A 13693-nucleotide genomic window follows, 5' to 3' on the forward strand; every position below is an offset into this window, starting at 1 on the left:
CCCTGCTATACGTTAAACTCGCGCCACTGCTGTCTGGAGCTACTTATGCGCGAAGAGTTGAACCAAGGCCTGATCGACTTCCTCAAGGCCTCCCCTACCCCTTTCCATGCCACTGCCAGCCTTATTCAACGTCTGGAAGCGGCAGGTTACCAGCGCCTCGACGAGCGCGAGCCCTGGACCACCGAAGCCAACGGCCGCTACTACGTCACCCGCAACGACTCCTCCATCGTCGCCTTCAAGCTGGGCCGGCATTCGCCCCTGCAAGGCGGCATCCGCCTGGTGGGCGCCCACACCGACAGCCCCTGCCTGCGGGTCAAGCCTCAGCCTGAACTGCAGCGCCAGGGTTTCTGGCAACTGGGTGTGGAAGTCTATGGCGGCGCACTGCTGGCTCCCTGGTTCGACCGTGACCTGTCACTGGCCGGCCGCGTAACCTTCCGCCGCGATGGCAAGGTGGAAAGCCAACTGATCGACTTCAAGGCCCCCATCGCGATCATTCCCAACCTGGCCATCCACCTCAACCGTGAAGCCAATCAGGGCTGGGCGATCAACGCGCAGAACGAATTGCCGCCGATCCTTGCCCAGTTCGCCGGCGATGAGCGGGTGGATTTCCGCGCGGTCCTGACCGACCAACTGGCCCGCGAACACGGTCTGAACGCCGATGTGGTGCTGGACTACGAGTTGAGTTTCTACGACACCCAGAGCGCCGCGGTGATCGGCCTGCACGGTGACTTCATTGCCGGCGCGCGCTTGGACAACCTGCTGTCCTGCTACGCCGGGCTGCAGGCACTGTTGACAGCCGACAGCGAGGAAACCTGCGTACTGGTGTGCAACGACCATGAAGAAGTCGGCTCCTGCTCGGCTTGCGGCGCCGATGGCCCGATGCTCGAACAGACCCTGCGCCGCCTGCTGCCCGAAGGCGACGAGTTCGTCCGCACCATCCAGAAATCGCTGCTGATTTCCGCAGACAACGCCCACGGCGTGCACCCCAACTACGCTGACAAGCACGACGCCAATCACGGCCCGAAACTCAATGCCGGCCCGGTGATCAAGGTCAACAGCAACCAGCGCTACGCCACCAACAGCGAAACCGCCGGTTTCTTCCGCCATCTGTGCATGGCCGAGGAAGTCCCGGTGCAGAGCTTCGTGGTGCGCAGCGACATGGGTTGCGGCTCGACCATCGGCCCGATCACCGCCAGCCACCTGGGCGTGCGCACTGTCGACATCGGCTTGCCGACCTTCGCCATGCACTCGATCCGTGAACTCTGTGGCAGCCATGACCTGGCCCACCTGGTAAAGGTGCTGAGCGCGTTCTACGCCAGCCACGAACTGCCCTGAGTTGTCACCGCGGGCGCCCCTCAGGGGGCCCCGCCGGTTTCTGATACACATCAACCCGGGGCGCGGCAAAGCGACCTAGACTTATGAGTACTCTTTCTGACAAGGCCGTCGCCATGATCTCGATGTCTGCGTTCCACTCCATGCTCATCCCGATTCTCACGGGCATGATTCTCCTGGCCATCGGCTTCAACTTCCGGGACAAGAACCTCGGTGTGTTCAGCATGTGGATTGGCATGCTGCTGATTCTCGGCACTGTGGTTTACAAAATCCTCGCCAAACTGGCGGAATAAATGCCGCGCTCGCCCTCGCATTGAATTTGGCGGCCTCGTACACTCGGTCGATCCGATTTTCTCCGAGGTTGACCGCCCAGTGTTCGCTCGTCTTTTCGCCCTGCCCTGCTTTGCGCTTGTCTGCCTGCTGACCTTCCTGCCCCTGAGCAGTGCGCAGGCGGTTGGCCTGCCGGGCCTGCTGGGCAACCAGAGCAAACCGCAACCACAGGCCGAAGAGCCCCTGGGGCAGTCTTTGGACGAGGTGATCAAATCCCTGGAAAACGACCAGCAACGCGCCAAGCTGCTGGCTGATCTGAAAAAGCTCCGGGACGCCACGAAAAAAGCCCAGCCCGCCACTGAAGAAGGCGTGCTAGGCCTGATCGGCGGCACTCTGTCGAGCCTGGAGAAACAGTTCTCCGGCGCTGATAGCCCCTTGAACCGCTGGACCGACGAGTTCGATCAAGCCCAGGAAGAACTGTCGGCGTTGATGCTGCCAGCCAGCCAATGGCTACCGATCATTTTTGCCTTTGCCCTGATTCTCATGGTCTGGAGTCTGCTGGCGGCGGCGCTGATCTGGCTCAGCCACCGGGTGCGCCTGCGTTTCGGTCTCACCGAAGAACTGCCCCAGCACCCCAAGACCTGGGACTTGCTGCGCTTCGCCCTGCGCAAGCTCGGCCCCTGGCTGATCGCTCTGCTGATCACCGTCTACATGACCTACTCCCTGCCCTCGTCATTGGGCAAGGACCTGGCCATGGTCCTGGCCTACGCTCTGGTGGTGGGCACCTGTTTTTCGGCGATCTGTGTGGTGGCGTTTTCCGTCCTCGATGGTCCGCATCGTCATCGTGCCCTGTATATCCTGCGCCGCCAGGCGTTCCGACCGCTGTGGTGGATCGGCAGTTTCGCCGCGTTCGGCGAGGCCCTGAGCGACCCTCGGATGGTGGCCAGCCTCGGCCAGCACCTGGCCCATACCGCAGCGACTTTCGCCAATGTCATGGCGGCGCTGTCCACCGGGGTATTCATCCTGCGCTTTCGCCGGCCGATCGCGCACCTGATCCGCAACCAGCCGCTGGCGCGACGCCTGACCCGCCGCGCCTTGAGCGACACCATCGAAATCATCGGCACCTTCTGGTACCTCCCCGCCCTGGTGCTGGTGGGCATTTCGCTGTTCGCCACCTTCGTTTCCGCCGGCGACACCAGCACGGCCCTGCGCCAGTCACTGTTGTGCACGGTGCTGCTGGTGCTGTGCATGGTGATCAACGGCCTGGTGCGGCGCCACGCCCTCAAGCCCCAGCGTGGGCACAAGCGCCATGCGCTGTATTCCGAACGACTGAAAAGCTTCTTCTATACCCTGGCCCATCTGGCGGTGTGGCTGGCGTTCATCGAACTGGGCCTGCGGGTCTGGGGCATGTCGCTGATCCGCTTCACCGAAGGCGACGGCCATGAAGTCAGCGTCAAGCTGTTCAGCCTCGCAGGCACCCTGATCTTCGCCTGGCTGATCTGGATCTTGAGCGACACCGCGGTGCATCACGCGCTGACCCGCTCGCGCAAGGGCCTGGCCAACGCCCGCGCACAGACCATGATGCCGTTGATCCGTAACGTGCTGTTCGTGGCGATTTTCATCATCGCCACCATCGTCGCCCTGGCCAACATGGGCATGAACGTCACGCCGCTGCTGGCCGGTGCCGGTGTCATCGGTCTGGCCATCGGTTTCGGCGCCCAGTCGCTGGTGGCAGACTTGATCACCGGTCTGTTCATCATCATCGAAGACTCCCTGGCCATCGACGATTACGTGGATGTCGGCGGTCACCTGGGCACCGTCGAGGGCCTGACCATCCGCACCGTGCGCCTGCGGGACATCGACGGCATCGTGCACACCATCCCGTTCAGTGAAATCAAGAGCATCAAGAACTACTCCCGGGAGTTCGGCTACGCGATCTTTCGCGTGGCGATTCCCTACAACATGGAGATCGACGACGCGATCAAGCTGATGCGCGACGTGGGCCAGAAGATGCGTACCGACCCCTTGCAGCGACGCAACATCTGGTCGCCCCTGGAGATCCAGGGAGTGGAGAGTTTCGAGTCCGGCAGCGCCATCCTACGGGCCCGCTTCAAGACCGCGCCGATCAAGCAATGGGAAGTGTCCCGGGCGTTCAACCTGTCCCTCAAGCGTCACCTGGACGAAGCCGGACTGGACCTGGCCACCCCGCGCATGAGCATCCAGGTGATCACCCCCGGCAGCGCCCCGGAAAAGCAATGACCCCTTAGGCGCCGTCTTGCCGGCCAACGGCACGGGCGTCTAAAGAACGTCAACGCCAACGTGAATTGCGTCATGCCGCCAGAACTCCAGATCACAGTCGATCAGCCGCTCATGCTGGTCGTAGTTGACCCGGGCGATACGCAGCCCGGGGCTGCCCACCGACACCTTCAAGGCCGCCGCCGCCTCCGGCTGCAATGAGGTGGGCACGATCTCGAAGCGCACCCGCCCGTAATGCAAGTCGTAATGCCGGGCATAGAGCTCGGTGATCGACTGGTTCAAATCCAGGTCGAGAATGTGTGGAAAGTACTTGGGGTTCAGGTAGTGCTCCACATACAGCACCAGCCGGTCATCGATGCGCCGCGCTCGACAGATCTGGATCACGCTGGACAGTGCCGGTAATTGCAGCCAGGCGCAGACCGCCGCCGACGCCGGTTGCAGGCGCGCCGAGATCACCTCAGTGGAAGGCACTCGCCCCTGGGCGCTGACCATGGCGTGGAAGTGACTGCGCTGCATCAGGTTGTAGGCCAGCCGCGGCGGCGAAACGAACCAGCCCCGGCGCTCCTCGCGGTAGATCTGCCCCTGGGCCTCCAATTGCAGCAGGGCCTCGCGCACGGTGATGCGGGTGGTGGCGAACAACTCGCTGAGCTTGCGCTCGGCCGGCAGCTTGCTGCCGGGCGCCAACAAACCATGAGCGATCTGCTCCTGCAGCACCTGGCCGATGGCTGTCACCGCTTTGGTTGCATCAATACGCATCAACGTTACCTATCTGGACTAGACCAGCACTGTTTCAGGGCAGCACAAGGGCCGGAGCAGTGCTCTGCATCTGTGTCGAAAGCCTAGGCAATGCATATGACTGATAGATGACAACGCCGCTGAGCGAGCCTCTGGTGAACCTGCAAATTGCCCGCCAGAACCTTGCAGAACGGGTGTTTGGGCATGGTCTACGCTTATTTCGCAGCGCCGAACCTGCGCCCGAATCCATGCGCCGACCATTGGCACCGACATCAAAGTGTCATCCAACACGCCTAAATTGGCTCAGGTATTGCTGACCTAGACCAACCCACCGCAAGACCGTCGATAACAACGCAGCGTTGAACACGCCCAAAGGAGCTTCGGATGAAACAGCTTTTCCTGGCATCACTGTTAGGTTCGACCATTGCCCTGTGCACCGCCGCCATGGCTGCTGACAACGATTTGAAAACCCTGGAAGCCGCTGCGAAAGCAGAAGGCGCGGTGAACAGCGTCGGCATGCCCGACGACTGGGCCAACTGGAAAGGCACCTGGGAGGACCTGGCGAAAATCTACGGCCTCAAGCACATCGACACCGACATGAGTTCGGCCCAGGAGATCGCCAAGTTCGCCGCGGAAAAAGACAACGCCAGCGCCGACATCGGCGACGTCGGCGCCGCCTTCGGCCCCATCGCAGTCAAGCAGGGTGTGGCCCAACCCTACAAACCCAGCACCTGGGCCCAGGTCCCGGACTGGGCCAAGGACAAAGACGGCAACTGGGCGCTGGCCTATACCGGCACCATCGCCTTCATCATCAATAAAAAGCTGCTGCACGGGTCTGAGGCGCCGAAGAGCTGGGCAGATCTGGAGAAAGGCAAGTACAAAGTCTCCATCGGTGACGTGAGCACCGCAGCCCAAGCCGCCAACGGCGTGCTGGCCGCGGCCATCGCCAAAGGCGGCGACGAAAAGAACATCCAGCCGGCGCTGCTGATGTTCGCCGAGATCGCCAAGCAGGGTCGCCTGTCCCTGGCCAACCCGACCATCGCCACCATGGAGAAAGGTGAAGTGGAAGTGGGCGTGGTCTGGGATTTCAACGGCCTGAGCTACCGCAACAAGATGGTCAACAAGGATGACTACGAAGTGCTGATCCCATCCGACGGCTCGGTCATCTCCGGCTACACCACCATCATCAACAAATACGCCAAGCATCCCAACGCCGCCAAGCTGACCCGCGAGTACATCTTCAGCGATGCCGGCCAGACCAACCTGGCTCGCGGCAATGCGCGCCCGATCCGTGCCGAGCATCTGACTCTGCCGGCGGACGTCCAGGCCAACCTGCTGCCCAACGAGCAATACAAGCACGTAACCCCGATCAAGGACGCCGACGCCTGGGAGAAAACCTCCAAGTCCCTGCCGCAGAAGTGGCAGGAAGAAGTGATCATCAACATGCCGTAATACTGCATCAGTCGTAGGAGCCGGCTTGCCGGCGAAGGCCTGTACGAGCGTGCAGGCAGCTTCGCCGGCAAGGGCATTGCCGTCCGGCCGCTCCTACAGGTTCCATGCGTTGCCTGATCCCGGAGTTCCCCCGTTCATGAAGCACAACGTCATCCTTGTGGTGCTCGACGGCCTCAACCACGAAGTTGCCCGACACGCCATGGGCCACCTGCAAGCCTACGTCGGCGCAGGCCGCGCCGCCCTGTACAAGCTGCAATGCGAATTGCCGGCCCTGTCCCGGCCGCTGTACGAGTGCATCCTCACCGGTGTCGCACCGATCGACAGCGGTATCGTCCACAACCAGGTCTCGCGCCTGTCCAACCAGCGCAGTATTTTCCACTACGCCCGCGAGGCCGGCCGCTCCACTGCCGCCGCGGCCTATCATTGGGTCAGCGAGCTGTACAACCGCAGTCCCTTCAATGCACCACGGGACCGGCACACCGCCAATCCCGAGCTGCCGATCCAGTACGGCCATTTCTATTGGAACGATCACTACCCCGACTCCCATCTCTTCGCCGATGCGGAGAGCCTGCGCCTGCGGCACCAACCGGATTTTCTCCTGGTGCACCCGATGAACATCGATGACGCCGGTCACAAGCACGGCCTCGACAGCACCCAGTACCGCAACAGCGCGCGTTCGGCAGACATCATCCTCGCCGACTATCTGCAAGGCTGGCTCGATGCTGGCTACCAGGTGTTGGTGACCGCCGACCACGGCATGAACAACGACCGCTCCCACAACGGTCTCTTGGCCGAGGAGCGGGAAGTTCCGTTGTTCGTTCTCGGCAATGCCTTCAGTCTCGACCCAGGTGCCACGCCAAAGCAGACCGAACTGTGCGGCAGCATCTGCCAACTACTGGGCGTGCCCCATGACAAACCCTTCTGCCGGGAGCTGTTGCAGTGAATTCAGTCACCCGCGGCAAATGGCTGGCGGCACTCTGTCTGGTGCCTTTTGCCCTGTTCTTCATCGTGTTCCAGATCGCCCCGCTGGTGTGGGTGCTGATCAACAGCCTGCAGTCGGAAGAGTTCGGCTGGGGCCTGGCCAACTTCAGCAAGATCTTCAGCTCGAAGTTCTACCTGCAGGCGATCCGGCACAGCCTGGAGATCAGTTTCTGGTCCAGCGTGTTCGGCATCATCATTGCGGTGCTGGGCAGTTACTCCCTGCGCAGGGTGGACTCCAAACTGCGCAACTTCGTCAACGCCTTCGCCAACATGACCAGCAATTTCTCCGGCGTGCCCCTGGCCTTTGCCTTCATCATTCTCCTGGGCTTCAACGGCACCATCACCATCATGCTCAAGCAGTCGGGGATCATTCAGGACTTCAACCTGTACTCCAAGACCGGGCTGATCATTCTCTACACCTACTTCCAGATTCCCCTGGGGGTGCTGTTGCTGTACCCGGCCTTCGACGCCCTGCGCGAAGACTGGCGTGAATCCGCCGCGCTGCTGGGGGCCAACGGCTGGCAGTTCTGGCGCCACATCGGGCTGCCCGTGCTGACCCCGGCATTGCTGGGCACCTTCGTCATCCTGCTGGCCAATGCCCTGGGCGCCTATGCCACGGTCTACGCCCTGACCACCGGCAACTTCAACGTGCTGCCGATCCGCATTGCCGCCATGGTTTCCGGGGACATCTCCCTGGACCCGAACATGGCCAGCGCCCTGGCGGTGGTGCTGGTGGCCCTGATGACCCTGGTCACCATCGTCCATCAGTTGCTGTTGAAGAGGAGCTACCATGTCTCGCGCTGAACCCGGCTCCGCCACCCTGTACCACCGGGTGGTGGTCTACCTGCTGTTCGCCATCCTGTTGCTGCCGCTGCTGGGGACCCTTGTCTACTCCATCGCCAGCAGTTGGTCGGCCACCATCCTGCCCAGCGGTTTCACCTTCAAGTGGTACCTGCAGCTGTGGAGCGACCCGCGCTTTCTCAATGCCTTCGGCCAGTCGCTGCTGGTCTGCGTCGGCGCGCTGGTGCTGTCGGTGGTGCTGATCCTGCCGCTGCTGTTTGTGGTGCACTACCACTTTCCCAAGCTCGACGCTTTGATGAACATCCTGATCCTGCTGCCCTTCGCGGTGCCGCCAGTGGTGTCCTCGGTGGGCCTGCTGCAACTCTATGGCTCAGGGCCCTTCGCCATGGTTGGCACGCCCTGGATCCTCATCGGCTGCTACTTCACCGTGGCGCTGCCGTTCATGTACCGGGCCATCACCAACAACCTGCAAGCGATCAACCTGCGCGACCTGATGGACGCCGCCCAACTGCTCGGCGCCAGCACCTGGCAGGCAGCCTTCCTGGTGGTCCTGCCCAACCTGCGCAAAGGCCTGATGGTGGCGCTGCTGCTGTCCTTCTCCTTCCTGTTCGGCGAGTTCGTGTTCGCCAACATCCTAGTGGGCACCCGCTATGAAACCCTGCAGGTCTACCTGAACAACATGCGCAACAGCAGCGGCCACTTCACCAGCGCCCTGGTGATCTCCTACTTCTTCTTTGTGCTGGTTCTGACCTGGGCCGCCAACATCTTGAACAAGGACAAAAGCCAATGAGCTTCGTCAGCGTCCAACACCTGCAAAAGAACTACGCAGGCACCACGGTGTTCAGCGATATCAATTGCGAAATCCAGAAAGGCGAGTTCGTCACCCTGCTGGGCCCGTCCGGCTGCGGCAAGTCCACCCTGCTGCGCTGCATCGCCGGACTGACCCCGGTGGACGGTGGCAAGATCCTTCTCGATGGCCAGGACATCGTGCCCTTGAGCCCGCAGAAACGCGGGATCGGCATGGTGTTCCAGAGCTATGCGTTGTTCCCCAACATGACTGTGGAGCAGAACGTCGCCTTCGGCCTGCGTATGCAGAAGGTCAACGCCAACGACAGCCGCAAGCGGGTCCTTGAAGCCTTGCAACTGGTGGAGCTCAACGACTTTGCCAGTCGTTATCCACACCAACTGTCCGGCGGCCAGTGCCAGCGGGTGGCTCTGGCCCGCTCCCTGGTGACCCGGCCGCGCTTGCTGTTGCTGGACGAGCCGTTGTCGGCCCTGGATGCACGTATCCGCAAGCACCTGCGTGAACAGATCCGCAACATCCAGCGGGAACTGGGCCTGACCACCATCTTCGTCACCCACGACCAGGAAGAAGCGCTGACCATGTCCGACCGGATCTTCCTGATGAACCAGGGCAGGATCGTCCAGAGCGGCGATGCCGAAACGCTCTACACCGCACCGGTGGATGTATTCGCGGCGGGTTTTATCGGCAACTACAACCTGCTGGACGCCGAAAGCGCCAGCAAGCTGCTGCAACGCCCGGTCAGCGGGCGTATCGCCATTCGCCCGGAAGCCATCGAACTCGGCAAGGAGGGCCAGCTTGATGCGCTGGTCCGCAGCCACAGCCTGCTGGGCAATGTGATTCGCTACCGGGTCGAGGCTCGCGGCGTGGAGCTGGTGGTGGATGTTCTCAACCGTTCGGCCGATGACCTGCACGCTGACGGCCAACGTCTGGCGCTGACCATCGATCCTGCCGCCCTGTGTGAGGTAGCCTGATGGCTTTCACGCAATTGATCCTGAAGAGAGAGCTGTACTGATGGCCTTGGCAATTTTTGATCTGGACGAAACCCTGATCCACGGCGACTGCGCCACCCTCTGGAGCGCACAGATGGGCCGCCTTGGCTGGGTCGACAGCGAGTCGTTCATGCGTCGCAACAACGAACTGATGGACGCTTACAGTCACGGCAAGCTGGCCATGGAAGAGTTCATGAACTTCAGTCTGGAACCCATGGCGGGGCGTACCCCGGAGGAGGTGGCGCACCTGGTGGAGCCTTGGGTGGAAGAGGTGATCGAGCCGATCATTTTCAGCGACGCCTGCAAGACTATCGCCGCTCACCGCCAGGCCGGCGACCGGATCCTGGTGATTTCAGCCTCGGGCACCCATCTGGTGAAGCCGATTGCCGCCCGCCTGGGCATCGACGAAGTGCTGGGCATTGAGCTGGAAGTACTGCACGGCGTATATAGCGGCAATACCCTTGGCACTCTGACCTACCGCGAAGGCAAGATCACCCGCCTGCTGGAATGGCTGGACGCCGAGGAAGAAAACCTGGAAGGCGCGACGTTCTACTCCGACTCGCGCAATGACCTGCCGCTGCTACTGCGGGTAGACCATCCCCAAGTGGTGAACCCAGACCCGGTCCTGCGCGAACATGCAGAGAAGTCCGGTTGGCCGATCCACCACTGGAAGTAACCCTTGGCCCTGAAATGCCCGGACAGCCAGCTTCTATAGAAGCTGGCTGGTGTAGGAGCCGACTTGCCAGCCAAGCGGATTGCAACACCCTTTCGCCGGCCAGCCGGCTCCTACGCCAGCAATCACGTCAGGCTGGAGTCGATCACCAGCACCAGCTTGCCCGAGACCTGATTGGTCGCCAGCTCGGCAAATGCCGCTTCGGCGTCCCTGATCGCAAAGGTTTTGGCCAACTGTGGGCTCAGGCGCCCTTCAGCGAACAGCGGCCAGACGTTCTGCCCGAGGTCACGGAAAAGGTCAGCCTTGAACTGTTCGTCGCGGCTACGCAGGGTCGAGCCCAACAGCTGGATACGCTTGGCCAGCACCTGAGCCAGGTCCAGTTGCGCTTCACGCCCGCCCATCAGACCAATGAGCACCCAGCGCCCATCAACGGCCAGCAGCTTGAGGTTGCTGACCGCGTAATTGGCCCCTACAGGATCGAGGATCACGTCAAATGGACCGAAGTCCCGCAGCGCTTCCAGCCCCTCAGTCCGCACCACACCGCCTTGGGCGCCGAGACTTTCGCAATAGGCCAGGCGATCGGCGGAGCCGACACTCACCCAGCATGGATTGCCAAACGCCTTGCACAGCTGGATCGCGGCCGAACCGACACCACTGGCCCCCGCGTGCAACAGCACCTTCTCGCCAGGCTTGAGCGCCGCCAGTTGGAACAGATTGAGCCAGGCCGTGCTGTAGACCTCGGGCAACGCCGCGGCTTCGGCCAGGGACAACCCCTCGGGCACCGGCAGCACATGACGTGCATCAACCACCACTTCCTCGGCCATGCCGCCACCGGCCAGCAGCGCGCACACCCGGTCACCGATCTGCCAGGAAGAACCCGGCCCCACTTCGCTGATAATCCCGGAACACTCCAGGCCCAGGATCGGGCTGGCTCCCGGAGGGGGCGGATAGAGCCCTGCACGCTGCAACAGGTCGGCCCGATTGAGACCCGCAGCCGCCACCCGAATGCGAACCTGCCCTACATCACAGGCAGGACTTGGCTCTTCAACCCACTCCACATGACCTTCAACGCCTTGCAATGCTTTCACAGTGCCTCCATAGTGAGTCTGGACTGAGCCCGGAGCGGTAGCACCGGGCTTTTTGCATTATGCGACCGGTCCTTATGGAACCGGCGACTTCAAAGACGGCCTAATATGCGTTATCAATTGCCCCCGCGTCGAATCAGCATGAAGCATTTGTTCCCCAGCACCGCCCTCGCCCTTTTCATTGGTTTCGGCCTTCTGCCGATGTCGACCAATACGTTCGCAGCCAATAGCTGGGATCAACTTCAGCCCGATCGCGATGAGGTAATTGCCAGCCTCAATGTTGTAGAACTGCTCAAACGCCACCACTACAGCAAACCGCCGCTGGATGATGCGCGCTCGGTGATCATCTATGACAGCTACCTGAAGCTGTTGGACCCATCGCGCAGCTACTTCATGGCCAGCGATATCGCGGAATTCGACAAATGGAAAACCCAGTTTGACGACTTCCTCAAGAGCGGCGACCTGAATGCCGGCTTCACCATCTACAAGCGTTATCTGGACCGGGTCAAAGCGCGTCTGGACTTCGCCTTGGCGGAGCTCAATAAAGGCGTCGACAAGATCGACTTCAACGCCAAGGAGACCTTGCTGATCGACCGCAAGGACGCCCCTTGGCTCAAGACCACCGCAGAGCTTGACGACCTGTGGCGCAAACGCGTCAAGGACGAAGTGCTGCGCATGAAGATCGCTGGCAAGGAGCCCAAGCAGATTCAGGAGACGCTGACCAAGCGCTACAAGAATCAGCTGGCGCGCCTGGACCAGACTCGGGCCGAAGACATCTTCCAGGCCTACATCAACACCTTCGCCATGTCCTACGATCCGCACACCAACTATCTGTCGCCGGATAACGCGGAAAACTTCGACATCAACATGAGCCTGTCGCTGGAAGGCATCGGCGCCGTGTTGCAGAGCGACAACGACCAAGTCAAGGTCGTGCGCCTGGTGCCGGCAGGCCCGGCAGACAAGACCAAGCAGATAGCTCCCGCAGACAAGATCATCGGTGTCGCCCAAGGCAACAAGGAAATGGTTGACGTAGTGGGCTGGCGCCTGGACGAAGTGGTCAAGCTGATCCGTGGTCCGAAAGGCACCCTGGTACGCCTGGAAGTGATTCCGGCCAGCAATGCGCCAAACGACCAGACCAGCAAGATCGTGCCTATCACCCGCGAAGCGGTGAAGCTCGAAGACCAGGCAGTGAAGAAGTCGATCCTCAACCTCAAGCAGGATGGTAAGGACTACAAGCTCGGAGTGATCGAGATCCCGGCCTTCTACCTCGACTTCAAGGCGTTCCGCGCTGGTGATCCGGACTACAAGAGCACCACCCGCGATGTGAAAAAACTGCTGACCGAGTTGCAGAAAGACAAGGTCGATGGCGTGGTCATCGACCTGCGCAACAACGGCGGCGGCTCCCTCCAGGAAGCCACCGAACTGACCAGCCTGTTCATCGACAAAGGGCCGACAGTACTGGTACGCAACGCCGACGGTCGTGTGGATGTGCTGGAGGATGAAAACCCCGGCGCCTTCTATAAAGGCCCGATGGCACTGCTGGTAAACCGTCTCTCGGCCTCGGCCTCGGAGATTTTCGCTGGTGCCATGCAGGACTACCACCGAGCGCTGATCATCGGTGGACAGACCTTCGGCAAAGGTACGGTGCAAACCATTCAGCCACTGAACCATGGCGAGCTGAAACTGACCCTGGCCAAGTTCTATCGGGTTTCCGGCCAGAGCACCCAGCATCAGGGCGTTCTTCCGGACATCGGTTACCCGTCGATCATCGACACCAAGGAAATCGGTGAAAGCGCTCTGCCTGAAGCCATGCCATGGGACACCATTCGCCCGGCCATCAAACCGGCGGTGGATCCGTTCAAGCCATTCCTGGCCCAGCTCAAGGCCGAACATGAAAGCCGTTCAGCGAAAGATGCGGAGTTCGTGTTCATCCGCGACAAGTTGGCCCTGGCACAGAAACTGATGGCGGAAAAAACCGTCAGCCTCAACGAAGCGGATCGTCGGGCACAGCATGCCGACATCGAAGCCAAGCAACTGGCTCTGGAAAATGCTCGTCGCAAGGCCAAGGGTGAAGAGCCGCTCAAAGAGCTGAAGAAAGAAGACGAAGATGCACTGGCAGCTGCCGAGCCAGACAAGACCAAGCCGGAAGACGACGCCTACCTGAGCGAAACAGGGCGCATTCTGCTGGACTATCTGAAGCTCAACACCTCGGTAGCCAAGCACTGAAGATGATGGCAATTTAATTCGATCGCTCCTCGGATCGTCATTAAACAGTCATCATTCTGTCGTGAAATAAAGGACCGGGCGCCGCTCT

12 protein-coding genes are annotated in these 13693 nt (G+C 61.2%); 10 read left to right on the plus strand and 2 right to left on the minus strand.

The annotated features are described in order from the left end of the window. The first annotated feature begins 45 nt into the window (after positions 1–45). From PFZ56_RS27270 to PFZ56_RS27280, 3 genes are all read left to right on the plus strand, one after another. Positions 46–1335 carry a M18 family aminopeptidase gene (locus tag PFZ56_RS27270; RefSeq protein WP_170001893.1) on the plus strand — a complete coding sequence of 430 codons (1290 nt, stop codon included), beginning with the start codon at positions 46–48 and terminating at the stop codon, positions 1333–1335. 83 nt (positions 1336–1418) lie between these two features. Beyond that, positions 1419–1625 carry a hypothetical protein gene (locus tag PFZ56_RS27275; RefSeq protein WP_102880518.1) on the plus strand — a complete coding sequence of 69 codons (207 nt, stop codon included), beginning with the start codon at positions 1419–1421 and terminating at the stop codon, positions 1623–1625. 79 nt (positions 1626–1704) lie between these two features. Beyond that, positions 1705–3861, plus strand: coding sequence for a mechanosensitive ion channel family protein (locus PFZ56_RS27280; protein ID WP_110594660.1), 2157 nt, complete (start codon positions 1705–1707; stop codon positions 3859–3861). Positions 3862–3900: 39 nt separating this feature from the next. On the opposite strand, the gene PFZ56_RS27285 is transcribed toward PFZ56_RS27280, so the two are convergent. Continuing rightward, positions 3901–4614: a UTRA domain-containing protein gene (locus PFZ56_RS27285; RefSeq protein WP_102860788.1), complete on the minus strand. Its 714-nt coding sequence runs from the start codon at positions 4612–4614 to the stop codon at positions 3901–3903. A 363-nt stretch (positions 4615–4977) separates the two neighbouring features. Between PFZ56_RS27285 and PFZ56_RS27290 the strand changes: the two genes are divergently transcribed. The 6 genes from PFZ56_RS27290 to PFZ56_RS27315 all read left to right on the plus strand — a co-directional run bounded on the left by PFZ56_RS27290 (position 4978) and on the right by PFZ56_RS27315 (position 10297). Next, positions 4978–6045, plus strand: coding sequence for an ABC transporter substrate-binding protein (locus tag PFZ56_RS27290; RefSeq protein ID WP_102860787.1), 1068 nt, complete (start codon positions 4978–4980; stop codon positions 6043–6045). Positions 6046–6181: 136 nt separating this feature from the next. Next, positions 6182–6988: an alkaline phosphatase family protein gene (locus PFZ56_RS27295; protein ID WP_110594664.1), complete on the plus strand. Its 807-nt coding sequence runs from the start codon at positions 6182–6184 to the stop codon at positions 6986–6988. Next, positions 6985–7830, plus strand: a complete 846-nt coding sequence (locus PFZ56_RS27300; protein ID WP_102880521.1) for an ABC transporter permease subunit — start codon at positions 6985–6987, stop codon at positions 7828–7830. Before PFZ56_RS27295 ends, PFZ56_RS27300 begins: the two co-directional genes overlap by 4 nt. Beyond that, positions 7817–8617 carry an ABC transporter permease gene (locus tag PFZ56_RS27305; protein WP_102880522.1) on the plus strand — a complete coding sequence of 267 codons (801 nt, stop codon included), beginning with the start codon at positions 7817–7819 and terminating at the stop codon, positions 8615–8617. The genes PFZ56_RS27300 and PFZ56_RS27305 overlap by 14 nt, the downstream gene beginning before the upstream one ends. Further along, a complete protein-coding gene (locus PFZ56_RS27310; RefSeq protein WP_170001895.1) occupies positions 8614–9603 on the plus strand; it encodes an ABC transporter ATP-binding protein in 990 nt (329 codons plus the stop codon). Before PFZ56_RS27305 ends, PFZ56_RS27310 begins: the two co-directional genes overlap by 4 nt. 40 nt (positions 9604–9643) lie before the next feature. After that, complete coding sequence (locus PFZ56_RS27315) at positions 9644–10297, plus strand: HAD family phosphatase (RefSeq protein WP_102880523.1); 654 nt, start codon at positions 9644–9646, stop codon at positions 10295–10297. A gap of 122 nt (positions 10298–10419) precedes the next feature. Here PFZ56_RS27315 and PFZ56_RS27320 read toward each other — a convergent pair whose 3' ends face one another. Then, entirely contained in the window at positions 10420–11382 is a 963-nt protein-coding gene (locus tag PFZ56_RS27320) for a zinc-binding dehydrogenase (protein ID WP_102880524.1), read from the minus strand. A gap of 138 nt (positions 11383–11520) precedes the next feature. Here PFZ56_RS27320 and PFZ56_RS27325 point away from each other — a divergent pair, with 138 nt between their 5' ends. Beyond that, positions 11521–13605, plus strand: a complete 2085-nt coding sequence (locus PFZ56_RS27325) for a carboxy terminal-processing peptidase (protein ID WP_170001897.1) — start codon at positions 11521–11523, stop codon at positions 13603–13605. Positions 13606–13693 lie beyond the last annotated feature (88 nt).

The organism is Pseudomonas danubii, assembly GCF_042980055.1.
GTDB classification, from domain to species: domain Bacteria; phylum Pseudomonadota; class Gammaproteobacteria; order Pseudomonadales; family Pseudomonadaceae; genus Aquipseudomonas; species Aquipseudomonas danubii.

Coding starts and splice junctions, on each gene's coding strand:
- PFZ56_RS27270 (WP_170001893.1), top strand. CDS start 46: ATGCGCGAAGAGTTGAACCAAGGCCTGATCGACTTCCTCAAGGCCTCC.
- PFZ56_RS27275 (WP_102880518.1), top strand. CDS start 1,419: ATGAGTACTCTTTCTGACAAGGCCGTCGCCATGATCTCGATGTCTGCG.
- PFZ56_RS27285 (WP_102860788.1), bottom strand. CDS start 4,614: ATGCGTATTGATGCAACCAAAGCGGTGACAGCCATCGGCCAGGTGCTG.
- PFZ56_RS27290 (WP_102860787.1), top strand. CDS start 4,978: ATGAAACAGCTTTTCCTGGCATCACTGTTAGGTTCGACCATTGCCCTG.
- PFZ56_RS27295 (WP_110594664.1), top strand. CDS start 6,182: ATGAAGCACAACGTCATCCTTGTGGTGCTCGACGGCCTCAACCACGAA.
- PFZ56_RS27305 (WP_102880522.1), top strand. CDS start 7,817: ATGTCTCGCGCTGAACCCGGCTCCGCCACCCTGTACCACCGGGTGGTG.
- PFZ56_RS27310 (WP_170001895.1), top strand. CDS start 8,614: ATGAGCTTCGTCAGCGTCCAACACCTGCAAAAGAACTACGCAGGCACC.
- PFZ56_RS27315 (WP_102880523.1), top strand. CDS start 9,644: ATGGCCTTGGCAATTTTTGATCTGGACGAAACCCTGATCCACGGCGAC.
- PFZ56_RS27325 (WP_170001897.1), top strand. CDS start 11,521: ATGAAGCATTTGTTCCCCAGCACCGCCCTCGCCCTTTTCATTGGTTTC.